Genomic DNA, 23,130 nt, shown 5'->3' on the forward strand with positions numbered 1-23,130 from the left:
CCCTGTATCCGCAATCGAGCGGCGCCTGCCATGCGGCGGGCGCCGCGCGGCTTTTTCGGGGGAATTCATGACGGTGATCGTGGTGGCGAATCCGAAGGGCGGCGTGGGGAAGAGCACGCTGTCCACCAATCTTGCCGGCTATTTCGCGGCGCAGGGCGCGTGGGTCGCGCTCGCCGACCTGGACCGGCAGCAGTCCGCGCATGCGTGGCTCGACCTGCGGCCGCACGGGTTGCCGGCGATCGAGGCATGGGCGCTCGATCCGGACGCGCCGACGAAGCCGCCGCGCGGCCTCGAATACGCGGTGATCGATACGCCTGCCGGTTTGCACGGCAACCGGCTCAACGTCGCGCTACAACTGGCCGACAAGGTGATCGTGCCGCTGCAGCCGTCGATGTTCGATATTCTCGCCACGCAGCAGTTTCTGGAGCGCCTCGCCGGCGAGAAGGCCGTGCGCAAGGGCAGCGTCGAGGTCGGGATCGTCGGGATGCGGGTCGATGCGCGCACGCGCTCGTCGGACCAGCTGCACCGGTTCGTCGAAGGGCTCGGCCTGCCGGTGCTCGGCTACGTGCGCGACACGCAGAACTACGTGCAGATCGCCGCGCACGGCCTCACGCTGTGGGACGTCGCGAAGAGCCGGGTCGAGAAGGATCTCGAACAGTGGCGGCCGATCGTGGAATGGGCCGAACGCCGGGCGCCGAAGCCCGAGAAGACGGAGCGGGCCGCCAAGGCGCCGTGATCGCGCGGCCGCCGGGCCTGCGCAGGATGAAACGAGAAAGGGCCGGATCCCGTCGCGCGGAATCCGGCCCTTCGACCGTCGGCGGCACTGCCGCGCGCGCACCGGGGCGCGGGCGGGCGCTCAGGTCAGGTCCAGTTCTGCGTCGGCACGTGATCGCGATGGCCCTTGATCTTGTTGCCGTCGTCGATGAACACGAGCCTCGGTTTCCAGCCGGCCTGCAGTTCGGCTTCGTCGACCATCGCGAACGCCGCGATGATCACGAGGTCGCCGAGCTGCGCGCGACGCGCGGCCGAGCCGTTCAGCGAGATCATCCCGCTGCCGCGCTCGCCCTTGATCGCGTACGTCGAGAAGCGCTCGCCGTTGTTGATGTTCCAGATGTCGATCCGTTCGTTCTCGATGATGCCCGAGGCTTCGAGCAGGTCTTCGTCGATCGCGCACGAGCCTTCGTAGTGCAGCTCGCAGTGCGTGACGGCCGCGCGGTGGATCTTCGATTTGAGCATGTGGCGCTGCATGGTGTCTCCGTGATGCGTCGTGAGAGGCGCGGGCGGGCAGCCCGTCAGATTTCCAGGTTGTCGATGAGGCGCGTCGCGCCGAGCTTCGCGGCCGCGACGACGACGAGCGGTTCGCCTGCTTCGAGCTGGGCCGCGTTCGGCGCGATCAGGTTCGCGCGGCGGCGGATCGAGATGTAGTCGGGCGCCCAGCCACGGCCGGACAGATGCGTGCGGGCCATGTCCTCGAGCTTGCCGAGGTCGCGCTCGCCGCCGAGCACGCTTTCGCGGATGCGCTGCAGCGTCTTCGCGAGTTCCGGCGCTTCGCTGCGCTCGTCGGCCGACAGGTAGCGATTGCGCGACGACAGCGCGAGGCCGTCCCCGTCGCGCACGGTTTCGGCGGCGATGATGTCGACCGGCAGCGCGAGCTGCTGGCACATGCGGCGCACGATCATCAGCTGCTGATAGTCCTTCTTGCCGAACACGGCGACGCGCGGCTGCACGCAGGCCATCAGCTTCGTGACGACCGTGCACACGCCGGTGAAGAAGCCCGGCCGGAATTCACCTTCGAGGATCCCGCCCAGATCGTCCGGCGGCTGCACGCGGTACTCCTGCGGTTCCGGGTACATGTCGCGCTCGGTCGGCGCGAACAGCACGTACACGTTTTCCTTCTGCAGCTTCTCGATATCGTCCTGGAGGGTGCGCGGATACTTGTCGAAATCCTCGTTCGGGCCGAACTGAAGCCGGTTGACGAAGATGCTCGCCACGACCGGGTCGCCGTGCTGGCGCGCGAGGCGCATCAGCGACAGGTGCCCTTCGTGCAGGTTGCCCATCGTCGGCACGAACGCCGTGCGGTTCTGTCCACGCAACTGGTCGCGCAGTTCCTGGATCGAGCTGATGACTTTCATGATCGGGTAGCGGTTTCCTCGCGCATGCGCGCGTTGGCGCCGCAGCAGCGGCGTCGGGGTCGAAGCGGAGAACGCCGGCGCGCGGGCGGCGCATCGGGCGTCGGCGGATTGTAGAGGATTTGGCCGCCAAACGCATCGAAAAGAGAACGATCGTTCACTTTTTAGCCGGGCGTGCCGGCGACGGCCCGCGCGGCCGCGCGGGGCCGTGGTGAAGCGACGGGTATGCCGGAATGAATCGGGAGAGCGGGAAGGACAGGCGTGGGCGTTCTGTGGGCGTTATGCGGCCGTTACGCGGGCAGGTACGCGAGACGCACGTAGATCGGCGCGAACGGCTCGGCCTGCGTGATCTCGAGGAGCGATTCGCGCGCGAGTTCGAGCATCGCGATGAAGTTCACGACGACGACCGGCACGCCGCGCGACGTGTCGAACAGCTCGGCGAACTCCATGAAGCGCGCGTTCTGCAGCCGGCGCAGGATCAGGCTCATGTGCTCGCGCACCGACAGCTCCTCGCGGGAGATCTTGTGATGCTGGACGAGCTTCGCGCGCTTGAGCACGTCGGCCCATGCGGCGCGCAGGTCGTCGGAATTCACGTCGGGGAAGCGCGGCGTGACGCTCTGCTCGATGTAGACCTCGGCGCGCAGGAAGTCGCGGCCGAGTTGCGGCAACTGGTCGAGCCGCTGAGCGGCGAGCTTCATCTGCTCGTATTCGAGCAGGCGGCGCACGAGTTCGGCGCGCGGATCCTCGGCTTCCTCGCCGGTGTCGGCCTTCTTCACCGGCAGCAGCATCCGCGACTTGATCTCGATCAGCATCGCGGCCATCAGCAGGTACTCGGCCGCAAGCTCCAGATTCGTCGTGCGGATCTGGTCGACGTAGCCCAGATACTGCGCGGTGACCTGCGCCATCGGGATGTCGAGCACGTTGAAGTTCTGCTTGCGGATCAGGTAGAGCAGCAGGTCGAGCGGGCCTTCGAAGGTCTCGAGGAACACCTCGAGCGCATCGGGCGGGATGTAGAGATCCTGCGGCAGCTTGAAGAGCGGCTCGCCGTACAGGCGCGCGAACGCCGCGACACCGTCGACCGTGTCGGGCGTCGAATCGGCGCCCGCGGGCGCGGCGATCGCGTCGTCCTGCCGGGCGGCGCTGGCCTCGTCGGCGGCGCTCACGTCGTCAGAAGTTCTGGTAGTAGACGTACGACGTTTGCTTCACGCGCGATTCCTGCTGCTCGGCGCGCTCTTCGAGGTCGATCGGCTGCTTGTCCCACAGCAGGGAACGGCCTTTGCGCTGCTCTTCCTCGAGCGTCGGCTTCTGCTGCTTGAGCTGGTTCAGGAACTGCGTGACATCGGACTGGTACGGCATGGCTGGATTTTCCGTTTCGGGCGGCGCACGATGCGCCGGATTCACGATGGCGGGATTTTACCGCATCGCGGGAACGGCCGGCGTCAATCGCGCGTCGAATCCGCGGGCCGGTGCAGCACCGGTGCGGCGGTTTACAAACATTAAGCTTTGACGCCGGCACCCTGTGGTCAAATACAGGGTTTTCCACGAAACCGTGACAACCGAGGGCGAGGTCATATTTGGCGGGGCAGTCGAATCAGCAAGCACGCACGGCACATGACGCGGGTCCGCGCGTGGAACGCCATCGCGCCGCCGCGGCGCGCGCCGCGCGCGCGGCCCTCGCGGGTTGCCTTGCCGCGTGCTTCGCGCTGCCGGCCCATGCGAAATACGACGTCGACATCGACGCGCCGCGCGCGATTCGCAAGCTGCTCAAGGCCCATCTCGATATCGCGCGCTTCGCGAAGCGCGACGACATCAGCGACGACCAGTTCGACTTTCTCGTCACCGCCACGCCGCAGCAGGTGCGCGACCTGACCGCGACGGCCGGCTATTTCTCGCCGGTGGTGCGCACCGACGTGCGCACGCGCGACGGCAAGCGCGACGTGCGCATCGCGGTCGATCCGGGCAAGCAGACCGTCGTGTCGACGGTCGACCTGACCTTCAAGGGGCCCGTCGACACCGAGGATCCGAAACAGGAAGCCGCGACCCGCTTCGCGTTTTCGCTGAAGCCGGGCGATCCGTTCACCCAGTCCGACTGGGACGACGCGAAGAGCGCCGCGCTCAGGCAACTGCAGGCGCGCCGCTATCTCGGCGCGAAGATCGCGTCGTCGGAGGCGCGCATCGACCCGGGCACGCAGCGTGCGATGCTCGCGGTCACGTTCGACAGCGGCCCGACGTTTACGATCGGCAAGGTCGATGTCGACGGCGTGCGGCGCTATCCGGAGAAGATCGTCACGAACGTCAATCCGCTGTCGGAAGGCGAGATCTACGACGTGCAGCGGATCACCGAATTGCAGCGCCAGTTGCAGAACACGCCTTACTACGCGAGCGTCGCGATCGACGTCGGCGACGATACGTCGAAGCCCGAGCTCACGCCCGTGCACGTGAAGGTCAGCGAGTTCCCGTACAACAACATCCGCGGCGGCGTGGGCTTCGCCACCGATACCGGCCCGCACGTGCAGGGCTCCTATACGTATCTCGACACGTTCGGCGCCGCGTGGCCGCTCACCGTATCGGGCCGGCTCGACCAGATCCAGCAATACGGGCAGGTCCAGCTGTCAATGCCGCCGGGCGAGAAGGGCTGGACCAACAGCGTGCTCGCGTCGTACACGAACACCAACGTGTCGGACACGCGCATCTACAGCGCGCGGGTCGGCGTGCAGCGCACGCGCACCGGGCAGTTCATCGACTATTCGTATTCGCTGATGTACTACCAGGACCGGCTCGACCAGAACGGCGCGGGGCCGACCACGAGCCGTGCGCTGGTGCCGCAATGGGCATGGACGCGCCGCAACGTCGACGATCCGCTGTTCCCGCGCTCGGGCAACCTGATCCACGCCGAGGCCGGCTTCGCGGTCAAGGGCGTGCTGACCGACCAGAGCTTCATCCGCGGCTATGCGCGCGGCCAGCAGTACCTGCCGGTCGGCAAGCGCGACCTGTTCGTGTTCCGCGCGGAGCTCGGCGGCGTATTCACGGGCGGCAGCTCGACCGGCGTGCCGGCGTCGCTGCTGTTCCGCGCGGGCGGCTCGAACTCTGTGCGCGGCTACGGCTACCAGAGCATCGGCAACAGCGTCGACGGCTCCGTGCTGCCGACCAAGTACCTGATGACGGGCACCGCCGAATACCAGCACTGGTTCAACCGCGACTGGGGCGCCGCGACGTTCTTCGACATCGGCACCGCCACCGATGCGTGGGGCGAACGCGTGTTCTACCCGGGTGTCGGCGTCGGCGCGCGCTGGCGCAGCCCCGTCGGCCCGATCAACGTCGACGTCGCGTACGGGCTGCGCAACCATAGCGTGCGCCCGTACCTGACGCTCGGCATCGCTTTCTGACCGTACCGCTTCACCGACGACGAACCGCATGACGAAGGACCCGAACGACACGCCGCCGTCTCCCGATCCGGACTTGCCCGACGGCGCGCCCGACGCGCCGCCGCGTGCGCCGCGCCGCGGGCCGGTCGCGCGCATCGGGCGCTTCGTCGCGTGGACGTTCGCGACGGTCGTGCTGCTCGTCGTGGTGGCGGCCGCGCTCGTGCTGGGCGCGGCGACGACCGAGCGCGGCACGCGGCTCGCATGGCAGTCGGCCGAGCGCGTGCTCGGCGCGCGGCTCGCGGGCACGCTCGAAGGCGGATCGCTTGCGACCGGCGTGCGGTTGCGCGGGTTTGCGTGGACGAGCCTCGACGGCACCGGCACCGAAGTCCGCATCGACCGGCTCGACGGCCGCTGGGCGCTGACCCGCGCGCCGTGGCGTCTGTCCATCGTGTATCTTCGCGCCGGCACGATCGATGTGCGGATCGCGCCGGGGCCGTCGACATCGGCTACGACGCCGCAGGACCTGAGCCTGCCGCTGCAGTTGCGGATCGACGACCTGCGCGTCGATCGTCTCGCGATCCACGACGGCGGCTCGACGACGCAGCTCGACCACATCGCACTGAACGGGCGCAGCGACGGCCGCCACCACGAGCTCGTGCTCGACGGTGTCGACACGCCGTACGGTGCGCTGACCGCGCGCGCGAAGCTCGACGGCGTGAAGCCGTTCGCGCTGACGGGCGAAGCCACTTATGCGGGCAAGCTGTCCGACGAGCCGGTCGATGCGCGGGCGCGCGTGTCGGGCTCGCTCGAAGCGCTCGTCGCCGAAGTCGACGCGAGCGGGATGAAGCTGAACGGGCGCGCGCACGTCGAGGCCGCGCCGTTCGGCGCGGTGCCGCTCACGCGCGCGTCGCTCGCGTTCGATCACGTGAACCCGCAGGCGCTCGCGCCCGGTGCGCCGGCCGCCGACCTCGCGGTGCGCGCGGAACTCGCACCGGTGAGCGCGCCGGCCGGCGCCGCGCCCGCGACGGGTTTCGCGGTGACGGGCCCGGTGTCGATCGTCAATGCGAAGCCCGGCACGCTCGGCGAGCACCTGCTGCCGGTGATCGATGCGCACGCGAACGTGCATCTCGACGCGCACGCGCAGCGGATCGACGATCTGGCGCTGAAGCTGATCCGCGACGGCAGCGTGACGGGCAACGGCACGCTGGCGGGCGGCAAGGGCCGCTTCGACCTGAAGGTCGCGAATCTCGACCTGAACGCGTTCGTCGCCGAGCTGCGGCCGATGCGTCTCGCCGGCCCGCTCGGCGTGACGCTCGCGGGCGACGTGACGACCGTCGATTTCAACCTGAACGATCCGAAGCTCGCGCTCGGCGCACGCGCGAAGGTTGCGCTGACGCCGCAGCAGACCGTGCTGAGCGACGCGCGCGTGACAGCGGGCAAGGGCCGCATCGACCTGACGGGCGTGTTCCGTCACGATGCGCATTCGAGCTACGACGCGAAGGCGACGCTGACGGCGTTCGATCCGTTGTTGCTCGCCGCGATGAATGCGCCGCAGGCGAGCGGCGGCAAGGCGGCCGCCAATGCGGTCAAGGGTGCCAAGGCGCCGGCCAGACGCGGCGAGACGCGCGTGTCGGGCACGCTGACGGCATCGGGCGCGTTCGCGCCGCAGGTGTCGACGAAGGCGACCTTCAAGCTCGGGGACAGCCTGTACGACGGCGTGCCGCTGACCGGCGCCGGCGTCGTGCAGCTCGCCGGCTCGCGCATCCTGCCGAGCAACGCGAACCTGTCGATCGCGGGCAATCATGTCGACCTGCGCGGCAGCTTCGGCGCGCCCGGCGACCGGCTGCGCTTCGTCGTCGACGCGCCGCAGCTCGACCGGCTCGGCTTCGGCGTACAAGGGCTCGTGCAGGCGCAGGGCGACCTGACCGGCAGCTTCGCGCATCCGAACGTGACGGCCACCTACAAGGCCGAGCACGTGGTCGTCGGCTCGAACCGGATCGGCGCCGCACAGGGTCGCGCGGACATCCGCGACGGCGCACACGGCGCGCTCGTGTTCACGGCCGATGCGTCCGACATCGCGCTCGGTTCGCTGCAGCTGAAATCGCTGCGCGCGAACCTCGACGGCACGCGCGCGAAGCACACGCTCGACGCGTCGGCGCTCGGGATCGCGGGCGGCCGCGTGGTCGACCTGACGCTCGCGGCGAACGGCGGCGTGGTCGAGAACCGCGACGGGATGCGCTGGGACGGCACGGTGACGCGCTTGGCGAACCGCGGCACGCCGGCCGTCGCGCTGCAGTCGCCGCTGACCGTGTCGGCCGGCGCCGGTCGCGTGACGCTCGGCGCGACGCGGCTCACGCTCGAAGGCGCGGCGATCGACCTGAAGTCGTTCGTATTCGATCACGGTCAGATGCGCTCGGCGGGTTCCGTCAGCGGCGCGTCGGTCGCGCGATTCTTCGAAGTTCGACAGGAGCTGACCGGTCAGCGGCCGCCGGTGCGGACCGACGTCGTGCTCGATGCGGACTGGGATTTCTCGCTCGGTGCGAACGCGACGGGCTACGTGCAGGTGAAGCGCCGCGGCGGCGACGTGACGATCGAGAGCGGGCGCGGCATCGCGTCGCTCGGGCTGACCGACCTCACCGCGCGCGCGAACTTCACGCCCGGCAACCGGCTCAACGTGACGGCGCTCGCGAAGGCGAGCCGGATCGGCACCCTGGACGCGAACGTCACGGTGCCGTTCGCGCTGCGCGACGGCGTGTTCGGCGTGGTCGACGACGGCCCGCTGTCGGGCCGCATCGACGCCGACATCCCGGCGCTGAAGACGACCGGCAACCTGTTCGGGCCGAGCTACCTGCTCGGCGGGCGCGCGGCGCTCAAGCTGACGGTCGCGGGTACGCCGGTGAAGCCGAACCTGTCGGGGATGCTGACCGGCGACGATTTGTCCGCGACGCTGATCGACCAGGGTGTGCAGTTGAAGGACGGCATCGTGCGCGTGAAGCTGTCGGACAACCTCGTCGAATTCCAGCAGGTCGAATTCCACGGCGGCGACGGTACGCTGCGCGCGCTCGGCCGCGTGCGCCTCGACGGCGAAGCGCCCGACCTGACCGCGAGCATCGTCGCGGACAAGCTCGAACTGTTCGCGGCGCCGGATCGCAAGCTGTCGCTGTCGGGCAAGGCGACCGTCGCGAACGACGGGCCGCGCGGCGCGCTGTCGATCGACGGCAAGTTCGTCGTCGACCGTGCGCTGTTCGACTTGCCGGAGGAGTCGGCGCCGCACCTGTCGGACGACGTGGTGATCATGCAGCCGGGCGGCACGGTGCGCGGCGACACGCCGACCGGCACCGCGGCCGCGAAGCCGAAGCCGGTCGCGGACAAGCCGGCTTCGTCGCTCGCGCCGCGCGCGAACATCGACATCGGCCTCGGCAACAACTTCCGCTTCAAGGGCCACGGCGCGGATCTCGGGCTGCGCGGCACGATCACCGTGATGAGCGCGCCGGGCGTGCCGCTGCGCGCGGTCGGCAACGTGCGCGTGACCGAAGGCTCGACGTACACGTCGTTCGGCCGCAAGCTCGCGATCGAGAACGGCTTCTTCACGTTCAACGGCCCCGTGTCGAACCCGGGCGTCAACATTCTCGCGATGCGGCGCAACCAGGAGGTCGAGGCTGGCGTGCAGGTGACGGGCACGATCCAGTCGCTGACGGTCAAGCTCGTGTCGGAGCCGAACGTCACGGACAACGAAAAGCTGTCGTGGCTGCTGTTCGGGCACGGCACCGACCAGGGCAACAACGTCGGCCAGCAGGGGGCGATGACGGCCGCGCTCGGGCTGCTCGGCAGCGTGACCGGCAAGCGCGTCGCGCAGACGTTCGGTCTCGACGAGGTGTCGGTCGGCCGCAGCGAAGTCGGCCTGACCGATCCGCAGGTCGTGCTCGTGTCGAAGGCGATCAACGAGCGGTTCGTGCTCGGCTTCGAGCAGGGCCTGCAGTCGGCGAGCAACGCGTTCAAGGCGACGATCAACCTCACGCGTTTCTGGTCGGTGTCCGCATACGGCGGCACGTTCCAGGGCGTCGATCTGAACTACACGCGGCGCTTCGATCGCTGGTTCGGCAGCGACGGCGCGCGCGGGCGGCGCGCCGAGCAGCCATAAAAAATCCCCGCACGAAACGTGCGGGGATTTTTTTCGTGCAGGCGGTCGCGCGTTCGGCTTACTTCACGCGCATCCCGGGCTTCGCGCCGCTGTGCGGCTCGAGGATGTAGAGGCCCGGCTCGGCCTTCTCGTCGGTAGCCGACGCGGCCAGCACCATCCCTTCGGACAGGCCGAACTTCATCTTGCGCGGCGCGAGGTTCGCGACCATCACGGTCAGCTTGCCGACGAGCTGCTCGGGCTGGTACGCGGACTTGATGCCCGAGAACACGTTGCGGGTCTTTTCCTCGCCGACGTCGAGCGTGAGCTGCAGCAGCTTGTCCGACCCTTCGACCGCCTGGCACGCGACGATCTTCGCGATGCGCAGGTCGATCTTCGCGAAATCGTCGATCGAGATGGGGGCGTCGTCGGCGCCGTTCACGGCGGCCGGCTTCGCGTTCGCCTTGGCTTTGTTCTTCGCATCCTTCGCGGCATTCGCGCTCGCGGCGGCCGCACCGGTGGCCTCGGCCTGCAGCGAATCGCGGTTCGCGGCGAGCAGCGCGTCGATCTGCTTCGCATCGACGCGGGTCATCAGGTGCTGGTACGCCTTGATCGGCTGCGCCGACGACAGCGGCTTCGCGGCATCGGCCCACGCGAGCGGCGCGATCCCGAAGAACGCCTCGACCGCTTCGGCCACGCGCGGCATCACCGGCTTCAGCGCGAGCGACAGCAGGCGGAACGACTCGAGGCTCACGCTGCAGGTTTCGTGCAGCGCGACCGCGTTGGCCGGATCCTTCGCGAGATCCCACGGCTTCGCGCCGTCGACGTACGCGTTCACTTCGTCCGCGAGCTCCATCGTATGGCGCAGCGCGCGGCCGTACTCGCGCGCTTCGTAGTGCGCGGCGATCTGCGGAATCGCATCGCGCAGCTTCGCGACGAGCGGATGGTTCATCGCGCTATCTTGTACGCGGCCGTCGAAGCGCTTGATCAGGAAGCCCGCCGCGCGGCTCGCGATGTTCACGTACTTGCCGACGAGATCGCTGTTCACGCGTGCCTGGAAGTCGTCGAGGTTCAGGTCGATGTCTTCCATCGTCGCGTTCAGCTTCGCGGCGAAGTAGTAGCGCAGCCATTCCGGGTTCAGGCCCGTGTCGATGTAGCTCTGCGCGGTGATGAATGTCCCGCGCGACTTCGACATCTTCGCGCCGTCGACGGTCAGAAAGCCGTGCGCGAACACGTTGGTCGGCGTGCGGTGGCCCGAGAACTCGAGCATCGCGGGCCAGAACAGCGTGTGGAAGTACAGGATGTCCTTGCCGATGAAGTGATACTGCTCGGTGTTCGAACCCGGGCGGACCCACGCGTCGAAATCGATGCCGTTGCGGTCGCACAGGTTCTTGAAGCTCGCGTAGTAGCCGACCGGCGCGTCGAGCCACACGTAGAAATACTTGCCGGGCGCGCCCGGGATCTCGAAGCCGAAGTACGGCGCGTCACGCGAGATGTCCCAGTCGGCGAGCTTGGCTTCGCCGGCGTCGCCGAGCCATTCGCGCATCTTGTTGGTCGCTTCGGGCTGCGCGAGGCCGCTCACCCATTCGCGCAGGAACGCTTCGCAGCGCGGATCGGACAGGCGGAAGAAGTAGTGCTTCGACGTCTTGCGCACCGGCGTCGCGCCCGACACGACCGAATACGGATTCAGCAGTTCGGTCGGCAGGTAGGTCGAGCCGCACACTTCGCAGTTGTCGCCGTATTGATCCTTCGCGTGGCACTTCGGGCACTCGCCCTTGATGAAGCGGTCCGGCAGGAACATTTCCTTGACGGGATCGTACGCCTGCTCGATCTCGCGTTCGGCGATGAAGCCGGCTTCCCGCAGCGCGACGTAGATCTTCTCGCTCAGCACGCGGTTCTCGTCCGAATCGGTCGAGTAGAAGTTGTCGAACGACACGCCGAAGCTGTCGAAGTCGCGCTTGTGTTCGGTCCACACGCGCTCGATCAGCTGCTTCGGGGTCAGGCCTTCCTTCTCCGCGCGCAGCATGATCGGCGTGCCGTGCGTATCGTCGGCGCCGATGTAATAGACCTCGTGGCCGTGCATTCGCAGCGTCCGCACCCAGATGTCGGTCTGGATGTACTCGACCAGGTGGCCGATGTGGATCTGCCCGTTGGCATAGGGCAGTGCGGACGTAACGAGGATCTGGCGGCCGCCTTGCGGCGCCGCAGCCTGCACGGAAGTGAAGTCGGATGCGGACATAGGGTCTGTAGAGGAACGGCGGAAAAACGACGGGAAACTGCGATTCTAGCAGGGGCGCGTGCCGGCGCGGCGGGCGGGCGCCGCGGACCGGACGCCGGAAGGGACGGGGCCGCACGGAGGGCATGCCCGGCGGCGATGTGCTGCGATGCAGCACGAGAATTGCGGGCAAAAAAAACCGGGGCGGATACGGCCCCGGAGCAACAACGACAAGAGGAGAATGGTGACGCGCCGGCAACACCAGCCGCGTACCGTAAATACTGACCACGGCCTGCGACAGAAGTTCGAAAATTTTTTCGATTTGTTACCGGCCCCGCCGAAAGCCTTGCCCGGCGGGGCTGCGCGGGCACGAGACCCGCGCCTTCCCCTCGTCGTGCGCTTACTGCGCCTGCGCGGCGCGCAGGTAGATTTCGACGCGGCGGTTCTGTGCGCGGCCGGCTTCGGTCGCGTTGTCCGCGATCGGATTCGATGCACCCATGCCTTGCGCCGACAGGCGGGCGCCGTTCACGCCGCGCTGCGCGAGTGCGTTCACGACGCTTTGCGCGCGGTTCTGCGACAGCGTCTGGTTCAGCTGCGCCGAGCCCGTGCTGTCCGTGTAGCCGACGATCGATGCCGTCACCTGCGGGTTCTGGTTCAGCGTCGTCGCCAGGTCGTTCAGCAGCGGCGTGAAGGCCGGCGTGATCGCGTACTGGTTCGTCGCGAACGTCACCGAGCTCGGGACGTTCAGCTTCAGCGAGCCGTCCGGCTGCTCGGTCACTTGCGTACCCGTCTGCGCTGCCGACGGCGCGAGCTTGTTCTTGATCGCCTGCCAGTTGTAACCCGTCACGCCGCCGACCAGCGCGCCGACGCCTGCGCCGATCGCCGCGCCCTTGCCGCCGCCCGCCAGTGCGCCGATGCCTGCGCCCAGCGCCGCGCCCGTGCCGGTACCGACGGCCGTGTTCGAGCCTTGCTGCGTGGCGCAACCTGCCAGCAGGGCGCCGGCCAGTGCAAAGACGGAAAGGCGAGTCGCGATTTTCATGTTCATCTTGGATTCCTCTCTTGGTTGAACGAGTCGACAACGACGACAACAACAGTTACGGCTTCCGGCGCGGGCCACCCGAAAAAGGAGGGTGGGCCCGCATGCGCGGCAGCCGCCGAGGCGGCCGCATGTCCTGTCCGTCAGCGTGGCTGTTGGGACAGTGCGACGCGTCAGCCTCTACAATATAGGCGGTTAGCGGCCGATTTGGCCCCATAGCATGCCGCACGCGAAGAGTGCGCCGGGTCGCGCGTTCGCGCAATGGCGTGCAACAGATTCTTTCACTTTTCCCGATTTTCGCAGCGTAATTTGATATTTTTTGACGTTTGCGTGGGAGAAAAACGTTTTCACGGAGTTTCGATGAGCATTGACCGGGCACAAGTCGACGCCGCATTGGCGGCTGTCGTCGACCCTAATACGGGCCGTCCGTATGCGGCGAACAAGGGCGTGCGCAACGTCGCGATCGACGGCGACGTCGTCACGCTCGACGTGGTGCTCGGCTATCCCGCGCGCAGCCAGCACGACGACGTGCGCGCACGCGTCACCGCCGCGCTGCAGGCCGTGGCCGGCGTGCGCGACGCGCGTGTCGCCGTGTCGCAGGAGATCGTCGCGCATACGGTGCAGCGGGGCGTGAAACTGCTGCCGAACGTGAAGAACATCGTGGCGGTCGCATCGGGCAAGGGCGGTGTCGGCAAGAGCACGACCGCCGTCAACCTCGCGCTGGCGCTGGCCGCGGAAGGCGCGTCGGTCGGCATTCTCGATGCCGACATCTACGGCCCGTCGCTGCCGACGATGCTCGGCATCCACGGCCAGCGGCCGGAGTCGCCCGACAACCAGTCGATGAACCCGCTCGTCGGACACGGGCTGCAGGCGAACTCGATCGGCTTCCTGATCGACGAAGACAATCCGATGGTGTGGCGCGGCCCGATGGCGACCTCCGCGCTCGAGCAGCTGCTGCGTCAGACCAACTGGCGCGAGCTCGACTACCTGATCGTCGACATGCCGCCCGGCACCGGCGACATCCAGCTCACGCTCGCGCAGCGCGTGCCCGTCACCGGCGCGGTGATCGTCACGACGCCGCAGGACATCGCGCTGCTCGATGCGAAAAAGGGCCTGAAGATGTTCGAGAAGGTCGGGATTCCGATCCTCGGCATCGTCGAGAACATGAGCATCCACGTCTGCTCGAACTGCGGCCACGAGGAGCACATCTTCGGCGCCGGCGGGGCCGAGCGGATGGCGAAGGACTACGGCGTGAACGTGCTCGGCAGCCTGCCGCTCGACATCGCGATCCGCGAGCGCGCCGACAGCGGCACGCCGACGGTCGTGGCCGATGCCGGGGGCGCGCTGGCGCGCCGCTACCGCGACATCGCGCGCGGCGTGGCGCTCGCGATTGCCGAGCGCGCGCGCGACATGACGTCGAAGTTCCCGTCGATCGTTGTTCAAAATACGTAAAACCCTTGCGGGGCGGGGCCTCAACGCTGTTTACGGCGCCGCGAGGCGCGGTATCATGGCGACTTTTCCCGGGTCCCTTTACCTGCCCGGCGCGGCCGCCGTGTCAAACGGCCGTCAGCCGGCATGAGGATCGAATGAAACAACGACATCACGGCGTGCGCGCCGGCCGCGTGCGGTACGCGCTGCTGGCCGCCGCCGCGCTGGGCCTGCTGGCCGGCTGCACCTCCTTTTCCTCGTCGCACGAAAAACGGGCCGACGCGCAACTGCAGCCGACGGTCGGCTCGCAGGCGCGCGGCGCGGTCACGTTCGTCGAGCGTCCGGACGGCGTGCAGGTCACCTACAACCTGGCCGGCCTGCCGCCGAACACCGATCACGCGTTGCAGGTGCACGAACGCGGCGACTGCAACGCGGGCGACGGCTCGAGCGCCGGCCAGGTGTTCGCGCCGGCCGCCGACCGGCTGCGCGCCGGTGCGCGCGTCGCCGGCGATCTCGGCAACATCCATGCGGACGCGAACGGCGTCGCGGCCGGCTTCATCGTCGCGCCCGATCTGGCCCTCGATGGCGTGCGCTCGGCGATGAACCGCGCGGTGCTGGTGCACCGCGACGCGAGCGACCCCGCGTTTGCGCAGCACGGCGCGGGGCCGGCGCTGGCCTGCGGCGTGATCCGTTGACGGCCGCCGCGTGCGGAGCCCGATGATCGCGTAAAATGTGCGCCTTTCCCGGCCGCTGCCTCGCGCGAGCGGCCCTTCCCGACTGTCACGCAGCGTTTCCTGGCGCCCCGAATATGCAACGACCCCAACGCTCACTTCGTTCGCTGTCCCCCGAAGGGACGGCCAGCTTCCTTGGGACGGCCCGGCGGAGGCTCGCATGAGCATCAAGTCCGACAAATGGATTCGGCGCATGGCCGAAGAACACAAGATGATCGAGCCGTTCGTGCCCGATCAGGTTCGCGCGTCCGAGGACGGCCGCCGGATCGTCAGCTACGGCACGTCGAGCTACGGCTACGATATCCGCTGCGCGGACGAATTCAAGATCTTCACGAACATCAACTCGACGATCGTCGATCCGAAGAACTTCGACGAGGGTTCGTTTGTCGATTTCAAGGGCGACGTGTGCATCATCCCGCCGAACTCGTTCGCGCTGGCCCGCACCGTCGAATATTTCCGCATCCCGCGCACCGTGCTGACCGTCTGCCTCGGCAAGTCGACCTATGCGCGCTGCGGGATCATCGTCAACGTGACGCCGTTCGAACCCGAGTGGGAAGGCTACGTCACGCTGGAATTCTCGAACACCACGCCGCTGCCCGCGAAGATCTATGCGAACGAAGGCGTCGCGCAGGTGCTCTTCTTCGAAAGCGACGAAGTGTGCGACGTGTCGTACGCGGATCGCGGCGGCAAGTATCAGGGGCAGCGCGGTGTCACGCTGCCGAAAACCTGATCTGGTTGCATAACGTCTCACCAGTTTCCGGGTGACCGCTGCGCGTGACGCGCCGCGGTCGTTCTTTTTGGAGAATCGCCCATGAAGTTTCGTTTCCCCGTCGTCATCATCGACGAAGATTTCCGCTCCGAGAACATCTCGGGCTCCGGCATCCGGGCGTTGGCCGAAGCGATCGAGAAGGAGGGCGTCGAAGTCCTCGGCCTCACGAGCTACGGCGATCTGACGTCGTTCGCGCAGCAGTCGAGCCGCGCGTCGTGCTTCATCCTGTCGATCGACGACGACGAACTCATGCTCGGCGAAACCGGCCCGGACGGCGAACTGCCCGAGCTCGCGACCGCGATCATCGAGCTGCGCGCGTTCGTCACCGAAGTGCGCCGCCGCAACGCGGACATCCCGATCTTCCTGTACGGCGAGACGCGCACGTCGCGCCATTTGCCGAACGACATCCTGCGCGAACTGCACGGCTTCATCCACATGTTCGAGGACACGCCGGAGTTCGTCGCGCGCCACATCATCCGCGAAGCGAAGGTCTATCTCGACTCGCTCGCGCCGCCGTTCTTCAAGGAACTCGTGAAGTACGCGGACGAAGGCTCGTACTCGTGGCACTGCCCGGGCCACTCGGGCGGCGTCGCGTTCCTGAAGAACCCGCTCGGCCAGATGTTCCACCAGTTCTTCGGCGAGAACATGCTGCGCGCGGACGTCTGCAACGCGGTGGACGAACTCGGCCAGCTGCTCGACCACACGGGCCCGGTCGCGGCGTCCGAGCGCAACGCGGCGCGCATCTTCAGCGCGGACCACCTGTTCTTCGTGACCAACGGCACGTCGACGTCGAACAAGATCGTCTGGCATGCGACGGTCGCACCGGGCGACATCGTGCTGGTCGACCGCAACTGCCACAAGTCGATCCTGCACGCGATCACGATGACGGGCGCGATCCCCGTGTTCCTCACGCCGACGCGCAATCACTTCGGCATCATCGGGCCGATCCCGCGCGACGAATTCAAGCCGGAGAACATCCGCAGGAAGATCGAGGCGAACCCGTTCGCGCGCGAGGCGCTGCGCGCGAACCCGGACATGAAGCCGCGCATCCTGACGATCACGCAGAGCACGTACGACGGTGTCGTCTACAACGTCGAGATGATCAAGGACCTGCTCGGCGACCTGCTCGACACGCTGCACTTCGACGAAGCGTGGCTGCCGCACGCGACGTTCCACCCGTTCTACCGCGACATGCACGCGATCGGCGACGGCCGGCCGCGCACGGGGGCGCTCGTGTTCGCGACGCACTCGACGCACAAGCTGCTCGCGGGCATCTCGCAGGCGTCGCAGATCGTCGTGCAGGATTCGGAGAACCGCACGTTCGACAAGCACCGCTTCAACGAGGCGTACCTGATGCACACGTCGACGAGCCCGCAGTACGCGATCATCGCGTCGTGCGACGTCGCGGCCGCGATGATGGAGCCGCCGGGCGGCACCGCGCTCGTCGAGGAATCGATCGCCGAGGCGATCGATTTCCGCCGCGCGATGCGCAAGGTCGACGCCGAGTACGGCGACGACTGGTTCTTCAGCGTGTGGGGCCCGGACAACCTGTCCGCGGAAGGCATCGGCTCGCGCGAGGACTGGATGCTGAAGCCGAACGACCACTGGCACGGCTTCGGCCCGCTGGCGGAAGGCTTCAACATGCTCGACCCGATCAAGGCGACGATCATCACGCCGGGGCTCGACGTCGACGGCGAATTCGGCGAGACCGGCATTCCGGCCGCGATCGTCACGAAGTACCTGGCCGAGCACGGGATCATCGTCGAGAAGACCGGCCTGTACTCGTTCTTCATCATGTTCACGATCGGCATCACGAAGGGCCGCTGGAACTCGATGGTGACCGAGCTGCAGCAGTTCAAGGACGACTACGACAACAACCAGCCGCTGTGGCGCGTGCTGCCGGAATTCGTCGCGCAGCATCCGCGCTACGAGCGCGTCGGCCTGCGCGACCTGTGCACGCAGATCCACGACGTGTACCGCGCGAACGACATCGCGCGCCTGACGACGGAGATGTACCTGTCGGACATGGAGCCGGCGATGAAGCCGTCGGACGCGTTCGCGAAGCTCGCGCACCGCAAGATCGACCGCGTGCCGCTCGACGAGCTCGAAGGCCGCGTGACGAGCATCCTGCTCACGCCGTACCCGCCGGGCATTCCGCTGCTGATTCCGGGCGAGCGCTTCAACAAGACGATCGTGAACTACCTGCGGTTCGCGCGCGACTTCAACGAACGCTTCCCGGGCTTCCACACCGACATCCACGGCCTCGTCGCGGAAGACGTGAACGGCCGCGTCGAGTACTTCGTCGACTGCGTGCGCGACTGATGGCGGCGCATGGACGAATCCGGGCGATGCGCGCGGCGCTGGCCGCGCTCGTCGTCTGGGCGGCAGGGGCGGCGGGGCTGGCGGGCGCAGGGGCCGCGCACGCGGAAGTCGCCGCGGCCGACCCGATCGACGTCGCGATGCGGCAATGCCTCGCGCGGCGCGACCGGTCGTCGCCGGCCGGCCAGATCCAGTGCATGGGCGAAGCGCAGCAGCAGTGGCAGGCCGTGATGGACGGCGCGTACCAGCGCCTGCTGAAAGATGCGCCGGCCGACGCGAAGCGCGGCTGGCAGGACAGCCAGCGCCGCTGGCTGACGTGGCGCAAGGACGAAGTGCAGTTGCTGAAGGCGGTGTACGACACGACGCGCGGCACCGCGTACGCGATGTCGAGTGCCGATCTGCAGTTGCAGCCGGTGCGCGATCGCGCGCTGGCGCTGCGCAGTGCAGCGGATCGCTATGCGCCGCCGCCTGCCGCCGTGCCGGTCGCGGCCACGAGCGGCGCGCAGGGCGGCCCGGGCGCGGCCCGGGGCGCGACCCTGCCGACCGGCAAGCCGGCGCCGCGCGATCCGGCCGTGCATCGCGTGCGGCCGTGCGAACAGGACGCCGCGTGCGAGCACGCGCTGTTCGACCTGAACCGCTATTACCAGAAGCTGCGCCGCAAGATGCCGGCGCATTCGGCTGCGACGCTCGTGCGCGCGCAGCGTGCGTGGATCGGGTTCCGCGATGCGACGGCGCCGCTCGTCGGCGAGGACGGCCGCGTCGACCTGATCGGCGCGCGCATCGCGACGATGAAACGGCTGTCGGAGACGGCCGGCAACAAGTAAGCGCCGGGCCGCGACGGTCGCGATCACGGCGTCACGCAAAACGGGCACCCTGTCGGGTGCCCGTTTGCATTCGGGAGCGGCGCGACGCGCTTACGCGGGCTGCTGCGTATCGAGGCGGCCGAACCACGACGGCACGAGCGCAACCGCATCGTCGAGCGACGCGAGCACGTGCAGGCTCAGCGCGACGATTTCGGGCGTCGGCGCCTTCAGGTCGGGCACGGTGACGACCGATGCGCCGGCCCCCGCGGCCGACAGCGCGCCGAAGTCGCTATCTTCGAACGCGACGCATGCGCGGGCCGGCACGCCGAGGCGTTCGGCCGCGAGCCGGTAGACGGCCGGATCGGGCTTGCCGCGCGCGACTTCGTCGCCGCCCGCGATCGCGCGGAAGAACGGCAGCACGCCGACCGCGTCGAGCCGTGCGCGAATCACGTCGCACGCGGACGACGAGGCGACCGCGCACGGAATCCCGGCCTGCGCGAGCGCGTCGAGCAGCGCGAACGCGCCGGGCTTCAGCGGAAACTTCGGATGCGGTTCGGGCGACGCGAGTTGCTCGCGCACGCGGGTGCGCACCGCGTCGAACGTGTCGGGGTGGCCGATCAGCCGCGCCAGGATGACCTGGCCTTCGGCGAACGAGCGCCCGACGATCTGCAGGTAGTCGGCGACGGTCAGCGTGATGCCGTGCGCGTTCGACACGTCGATCCACGTGTTCATGATGGTCCGCTCGGAATCGACGAGCAGGCCGTCCATGTCGAAGAGCGCGGCGGAAAAGGTCATCGGCGGCATGCGGGAAGCGGGGCAGGCGACGGGCGGCACGATGGCCGCCCGAATGAAAAACGGACGCCGAAGGCGTCCGTCCGGGACAGCGGGCTTACTGGCCGAGCGCGGCGCGGGCCGCGTTGACGGCCGCACGCACCTGGTCGGGCGCGGTGCCGCCCGGATGGTTGCGGCTTGCGACCGAACCCTCGAGCGTCAGGTAGCCGAACACGTCTTCGCCGATCAGGTGCGCGACGTTCGGCAGCTCCTGCTTCATTTCGTCGAGCGTCAGGTCGGCCAGATCGATGCCGCGGTCGTCGCAGATCTTCACGGCGTGCGCGACGGCTTCGTGCGCATCGCGGAACGGCAGCCCGCGCTTCACCAGGTAGTCGGCGAGGTCGGTGGCGGTCGAGAAGCCCTGCAGTGCGGCCGCGCGCATCGCGACCGGCTTCACGGTGATGCCGGCAACCATCTCGGCGAAGATCCGCAGCGTGTCGGCGACGGTGTCGACCGTGTCGAACAGCGGTTCCTTGTCTTCCTGGTTGTCCTTGTTGTACGCGAGCGGCTGGCCCTTCATCAGCGTCAGCAACGCCATCAGGTGGCCGTTCACGCGGCCCGTCTTGCCGCGCGCGAGCTCGGGCACGTCGGGGTTCTTCTTCTGCGGCATGATCGAGCTGCCGGTGCAGAAGCGGTCGGCGATGTCGATGAAGCCGACGCGCGGGCTCATCCACAGCACGAGTTCTTCGGAGAAGCGCGACACGTGCGTCATCACGAGCGCGGACGCCGCGGTGAATTCGATCGCGAAGTCGCGATCCGACACCGCATCGAGCGAGTTCGCGCAGATGCCGTCGAAGCCGAGCGTCTTCGCGACCGCGTGACGGTCGATCGGGTAGCTCGTGCCCGCGAGCGCGGCCGCGCCGAGCGGCAGGCGGTTCACGCGGGTGCGGCAGTCGCGCATGCGCTCGGCGTCGCGCGAGAACATCTCGACGTACGCGAGCAGGTGGTGGCCGAACGTGACGGGTTGCGCGACCTGCAGGTGCGTGAAGCCCGGCATGATCGTGTCGGCGTTCTGCTCCGCGAGGTCGAGTAGTGCGCCGCGCAGGTCGTTCAGCAGACCGCCGATGCGGTCGATCTCGCCGCGCAGCCACAGGCGGATGTCGGTCGCGACCTGGTCGTTGCGCGAGCGGCCCGTGTGCAGGCGCTTGCCGGCGTCGCCGATCAGCGCGGTCAGGCGCGCCTCGATGTTCAGGTGGACGTCTTCGAGGTCGAGCTGCCATTCGAATTCGCCGCGCTCGATTTCACCCTTGATCTGCGCCATCCCGCGTTCGATCGCGGCCAGGTCGTCGGCGCTGATGATCTTCTGCGCAGCGAGCATGTTCGCGTGCGCGAGCGAGCCGGCGATGTCGACGAGCGCGAGACGCTTGTCGAAAAACACCGACGACGTGTAGCGCTTGACCAGCTCCGACATCGGTTCCGAGAAGCGGGCCGACCAGGCCTCGCCCTTTTTGTGCAGTTGGGACGTCATGGCGATTCTTCGAAGGGGGATGTTGGGCGGCGTGCGCCGCCGAGGGAATCCCGCGATTCTAACATTCGCGGGCCTGCCCGCCGCGGCGCGCGGCCGTTCGCGGCGGCCCGCCGGCCCGCTCAGTCGCGTACGAGCACGACCAGCTTCAGGTCTTCGCGGTGCGCGGGCTTCAGCGTGATCTGCTGGTACACGAGGCGGCCGTCGGCCGGATGGTCGAATTCGCGCAGGCCGCCTTCGCGCTCGAACACGTCCTGCGACGCCCAGTACTGCGCGAACGCGTCGCTGCCGGCGCTCAGCGCGTCGATCAGCGCACGCGTGGGCGCATCGCCCAGGTGGCGGATCGAATCGGCGCGAAATTCGGCCGCGAGCCGCCGCGCGCGGGTTTCCCAGTCGACGATCAGCGTGCGCGCGGCTGGCGACATGAACGTGAAGCGCAGCAGGTTGCGGTCGTGCTCGCCGTCGAGCCAGCCGGAAAAGAGTGCGGCGGCCGGTGCGTTCCATGCGAGCGCGTTCCATTGCCGGTCGAGCACGTAGGCCGGCGTCGCGATGGCCGCGACGGTCGCGGCGAGCGTCGGCGGTAGGTCGCCGCCCGCGACGTCGGGTTCGGCCGGGTCGCGCTGCGCGGCCAGCTCGAACAGGTACGCGCGCTCGGCCTTCGACAGTTGCAGCGCGACGGCGATCCGCGCGAGCGCGTCGGCGGATGCCGACACGGGGCGGCCCTGTTCGATCCACGTGTACCAGGTCGGGCTGACGCCGCACAGTTGCGCGACTTCCTCGCGCCGCAGCCCCGGCGTGCGGCGGCGCGGGCCGGGCGGCAGGCCGACGGCCTGCGGCGACAGCCGCTCGCGGTGGGCGCGGATGAAGTCGCCGAGCGCCCGGGCGGGCGTGGCGTCGAGCGGCGGGACGGGGGCGGAGGACGGCTGGTTCATGCGGAAACGGCGAAAGGGAAGCGGGGACGCGGCAACGGTCAGACAGGTGTATCGAATACCAGAATAACTGCTTAACTTGTACTGGTACAGGTGCGGGCCTATTGTAGCGTCTCGCGCGCTGGCAGGGGCAGCGGGCGTCCCACAAAACGCGTTGCAGCGGGCCGGAACGCGCGCCGAGGTGCCCACACCGGCCCACTTCGGCCCGCTGCAGCCACGAAAGGAGCGAACGATGAAACACCACGACCAGGTCGCCGACGCATTCGGCACGACGGCCGCCGCCTATCTGACGAGCACGGTCCACGCGACGGGCGCCGATCTGCAGACGCTCGCCGACGCGGTGCGCGCGACGCCCGATGCCGCGGTGCTGGATCTCGGCTGCGGCGCCGGCCATGCGAGCTTCGCGGTCGCGCCGCACGTGCGCGACGTGGTCGCCTACGATCTCGCCGGGCAGATGCTCGCGACCGTCGACGCCGCCGCGCGCGAGCGCGGGCTCGCCAACATCCGTACGCAGCAAGGCCCGGCCGAGCATCTGCCGTTCGACACGGCGACCTTCGACTGGGTCGTGAGCCGGATGAGCGCGCACCACTGGCACGACATGCGCGCGGCGCTCGCCGAGGTGCGCCGCGTGCTGAAACCGGGCGGCCGCGTGCTGATGATCGACATCGCCGGGAACGACCATCCGCTCCTCGATACCTACCTGCAGGCCGCCGAAGTGCTGCGCGACGCATCGCACGTGCGCGACTACCGCGCGGACGAATGGCTCGCGATGTTCCGCGCAGCCGGTTTCGACGCGCACGTGCACAGCCGCTGGCGCCTGCCGATCGATTTCGACACGTGGGTCGCGCGCATCCGCACGCCGGCCGACAGCGTGACCGGCATTCGCGCGCTGTGGGCGCATGCGCCCGACGAGGTGCGCGGCTACTACGCGGTGCAGCCCGACGGTTCGTTCGAACACGACGCGTTGCTGATCGACGCGCACTGAGTGCGCAA

At 68.4% G+C, this 23,130-nt stretch carries 18 protein-coding genes; 9 read left to right on the top strand and 9 right to left on the bottom strand.

Annotated features, from left to right (window positions below; all coding sequences use genetic code 11):
* Window positions 1-67 precede the first annotated feature (67 nt).
* Window positions 68-736 (top strand): ParA family protein, encoded by a 669-nt coding sequence (locus HWX08_RS15185; protein ID WP_069257329.1) that lies wholly within the window; start codon window positions 68-70, stop codon window positions 734-736.
* 125 nt (window positions 737-861) lie between these two features.
* Here the strand turns inward: HWX08_RS15185 and panD are convergent, their stop codons facing one another.
* From panD to HWX08_RS15205, 4 genes are all read right to left on the bottom strand, one after another.
* Entirely contained in the window at window positions 862-1,248 is a 387-nt protein-coding gene (gene panD / locus HWX08_RS15190) for an aspartate 1-decarboxylase (RefSeq protein WP_069257328.1), read from the bottom strand.
* 44 nt (window positions 1,249-1,292) lie between these two features.
* On the bottom strand, window positions 1,293-2,132 hold the full coding sequence (panC, locus tag HWX08_RS15195) for a pantoate--beta-alanine ligase (protein WP_069257327.1): 840 nt from the start codon (window positions 2,130-2,132) through the stop codon (window positions 1,293-1,295).
* Window positions 2,133-2,419: 287 nt separating this feature from the next.
* Entirely contained in the window at window positions 2,420-3,292 is an 873-nt protein-coding gene (locus HWX08_RS15200) for a segregation and condensation protein A (protein ID WP_069257326.1), read from the bottom strand.
* A 4-nt stretch (window positions 3,293-3,296) separates the two neighbouring features.
* On the bottom strand, window positions 3,297-3,485 hold the full coding sequence (locus HWX08_RS15205) for a DUF3460 family protein (RefSeq protein ID WP_006478107.1): 189 nt from the start codon (window positions 3,483-3,485) through the stop codon (window positions 3,297-3,299).
* 218 nt (window positions 3,486-3,703) lie between these two features.
* Here HWX08_RS15205 and HWX08_RS15210 point away from each other — a divergent pair, with 218 nt between their 5' ends.
* Both HWX08_RS15210 and HWX08_RS15215 read left to right on the top strand, forming a co-directional pair.
* Window positions 3,704-5,515 (top strand): autotransporter assembly complex protein TamA, encoded by a 1,812-nt coding sequence (locus HWX08_RS15210; protein ID WP_174920563.1) that lies wholly within the window; start codon window positions 3,704-3,706, stop codon window positions 5,513-5,515.
* A 28-nt stretch (window positions 5,516-5,543) separates the two neighbouring features.
* Window positions 5,544-9,635 carry a translocation/assembly module TamB domain-containing protein gene (locus HWX08_RS15215; protein ID WP_174920562.1) on the top strand — a complete coding sequence of 1,364 codons (4,092 nt, stop codon included), beginning with the start codon at window positions 5,544-5,546 and terminating at the stop codon, window positions 9,633-9,635.
* 58 nt (window positions 9,636-9,693) lie between these two features.
* Here the strand turns inward: HWX08_RS15215 and metG are convergent, their stop codons facing one another.
* Both metG and HWX08_RS15225 read right to left on the bottom strand, forming a co-directional pair.
* Window positions 9,694-11,850 carry a methionine--tRNA ligase gene (metG, locus tag HWX08_RS15220; RefSeq protein WP_174920561.1) on the bottom strand — a complete coding sequence of 719 codons (2,157 nt, stop codon included), beginning with the start codon at window positions 11,848-11,850 and terminating at the stop codon, window positions 9,694-9,696.
* A gap of 376 nt (window positions 11,851-12,226) precedes the next feature.
* Window positions 12,227-12,871: a YiaD family glycine zipper/OmpA-like lipoprotein gene (locus tag HWX08_RS15225; protein WP_069257322.1), complete on the bottom strand. Its 645-nt coding sequence runs from the start codon at window positions 12,869-12,871 to the stop codon at window positions 12,227-12,229.
* 351 nt (window positions 12,872-13,222) lie between these two features.
* Here HWX08_RS15225 and apbC point away from each other — a divergent pair, with 351 nt between their 5' ends.
* From apbC to HWX08_RS15250, 5 genes are all read left to right on the top strand, one after another.
* Complete coding sequence (apbC, locus tag HWX08_RS15230) at window positions 13,223-14,314, top strand: iron-sulfur cluster carrier protein ApbC (protein ID WP_069257321.1); 1,092 nt, start codon at window positions 13,223-13,225, stop codon at window positions 14,312-14,314.
* Window positions 14,315-14,448: 134 nt separating this feature from the next.
* Complete coding sequence (gene sodC / locus HWX08_RS15235) at window positions 14,449-14,985, top strand: superoxide dismutase [Cu-Zn] (protein WP_069257320.1); 537 nt, start codon at window positions 14,449-14,451, stop codon at window positions 14,983-14,985.
* A gap of 196 nt (window positions 14,986-15,181) precedes the next feature.
* Window positions 15,182-15,751: a dCTP deaminase gene (dcd, locus tag HWX08_RS15240; RefSeq protein WP_006398615.1), complete on the top strand. Its 570-nt coding sequence runs from the start codon at window positions 15,182-15,184 to the stop codon at window positions 15,749-15,751.
* 81 nt (window positions 15,752-15,832) lie between these two features.
* Window positions 15,833-18,112, top strand: a complete 2,280-nt coding sequence (locus HWX08_RS15245; protein WP_069257319.1) for an arginine/lysine/ornithine decarboxylase — start codon at window positions 15,833-15,835, stop codon at window positions 18,110-18,112.
* Window positions 18,112-18,933 carry a lysozyme inhibitor LprI family protein gene (locus HWX08_RS15250; protein WP_174920560.1) on the top strand — a complete coding sequence of 274 codons (822 nt, stop codon included), beginning with the start codon at window positions 18,112-18,114 and terminating at the stop codon, window positions 18,931-18,933. The genes HWX08_RS15245 and HWX08_RS15250 overlap by 1 nt, the downstream gene beginning before the upstream one ends.
* A gap of 90 nt (window positions 18,934-19,023) precedes the next feature.
* Here HWX08_RS15250 and HWX08_RS15255 read toward each other — a convergent pair whose 3' ends face one another.
* The 3 genes from HWX08_RS15255 to HWX08_RS15265 all read right to left on the bottom strand — a co-directional run bounded on the left by HWX08_RS15255 (window position 19,024) and on the right by HWX08_RS15265 (window position 22,140).
* A complete protein-coding gene (locus HWX08_RS15255) occupies window positions 19,024-19,707 on the bottom strand; it encodes an HAD family hydrolase (RefSeq protein WP_174920559.1) in 684 nt (227 codons plus the stop codon).
* Window positions 19,708-19,801: 94 nt separating this feature from the next.
* Window positions 19,802-21,211, bottom strand: coding sequence for an argininosuccinate lyase (argH, locus tag HWX08_RS15260; RefSeq protein ID WP_174920558.1), 1,410 nt, complete (start codon window positions 21,209-21,211; stop codon window positions 19,802-19,804).
* 119 nt (window positions 21,212-21,330) lie between these two features.
* The gene (locus HWX08_RS15265; protein ID WP_069257316.1) at window positions 21,331-22,140 is read right to left on the bottom strand and encodes a helix-turn-helix transcriptional regulator; all 810 of its coding nucleotides are present in this window, start codon (window positions 22,138-22,140) and stop codon (window positions 21,331-21,333) included.
* A gap of 229 nt (window positions 22,141-22,369) precedes the next feature.
* On the opposite strand from HWX08_RS15265, the gene HWX08_RS15270 reads away from it, so the two are divergent.
* The gene (locus HWX08_RS15270; RefSeq protein ID WP_174920557.1) at window positions 22,370-23,122 is read left to right on the top strand and encodes a class I SAM-dependent methyltransferase; all 753 of its coding nucleotides are present in this window, start codon (window positions 22,370-22,372) and stop codon (window positions 23,120-23,122) included.
* Window positions 23,123-23,130 lie beyond the last annotated feature (8 nt).

Source organism: Burkholderia metallica, assembly GCF_902832845.1.
GTDB lineage: Bacteria > Pseudomonadota > Gammaproteobacteria > Burkholderiales > Burkholderiaceae > Burkholderia > Burkholderia metallica.

Coding starts and splice junctions, on each gene's coding strand:
- panC (WP_069257327.1), bottom strand. CDS start 2,132: ATGAAAGTCATCAGCTCGATCCAGGAACTGCGCGACCAGTTGCGTGGA.
- HWX08_RS15245 (WP_069257319.1), top strand. CDS start 15,833: ATGAAGTTTCGTTTCCCCGTCGTCATCATCGACGAAGATTTCCGCTCC.
- HWX08_RS15250 (WP_174920560.1), top strand. CDS start 18,112: ATGGCGGCGCATGGACGAATCCGGGCGATGCGCGCGGCGCTGGCCGCG.
- argH (WP_174920558.1), bottom strand. CDS start 21,211: ATGACGTCCCAACTGCACAAAAAGGGCGAGGCCTGGTCGGCCCGCTTC.
- HWX08_RS15225 (WP_069257322.1), bottom strand. CDS start 12,871: ATGAACATGAAAATCGCGACTCGCCTTTCCGTCTTTGCACTGGCCGGC.
- panD (WP_069257328.1), bottom strand. CDS start 1,248: ATGCAGCGCCACATGCTCAAATCGAAGATCCACCGCGCGGCCGTCACG.
- HWX08_RS15265 (WP_069257316.1), bottom strand. CDS start 22,140: ATGAACCAGCCGTCCTCCGCCCCCGTCCCGCCGCTCGACGCCACGCCC.
- dcd (WP_006398615.1), top strand. CDS start 15,182: ATGAGCATCAAGTCCGACAAATGGATTCGGCGCATGGCCGAAGAACAC.
- apbC (WP_069257321.1), top strand. CDS start 13,223: ATGAGCATTGACCGGGCACAAGTCGACGCCGCATTGGCGGCTGTCGTC.
- metG (WP_174920561.1), bottom strand. CDS start 11,850: ATGTCCGCATCCGACTTCACTTCCGTGCAGGCTGCGGCGCCGCAAGGC.
- HWX08_RS15255 (WP_174920559.1), bottom strand. CDS start 19,707: ATGACCTTTTCCGCCGCGCTCTTCGACATGGACGGCCTGCTCGTCGAT.
- sodC (WP_069257320.1), top strand. CDS start 14,449: ATGAAACAACGACATCACGGCGTGCGCGCCGGCCGCGTGCGGTACGCG.
- HWX08_RS15215 (WP_174920562.1), top strand. CDS start 5,544: ATGACGAAGGACCCGAACGACACGCCGCCGTCTCCCGATCCGGACTTG.
- HWX08_RS15205 (WP_006478107.1), bottom strand. CDS start 3,485: ATGCCGTACCAGTCCGATGTCACGCAGTTCCTGAACCAGCTCAAGCAG.
- HWX08_RS15185 (WP_069257329.1), top strand. CDS start 68: ATGACGGTGATCGTGGTGGCGAATCCGAAGGGCGGCGTGGGGAAGAGC.
- HWX08_RS15270 (WP_174920557.1), top strand. CDS start 22,370: ATGAAACACCACGACCAGGTCGCCGACGCATTCGGCACGACGGCCGCC.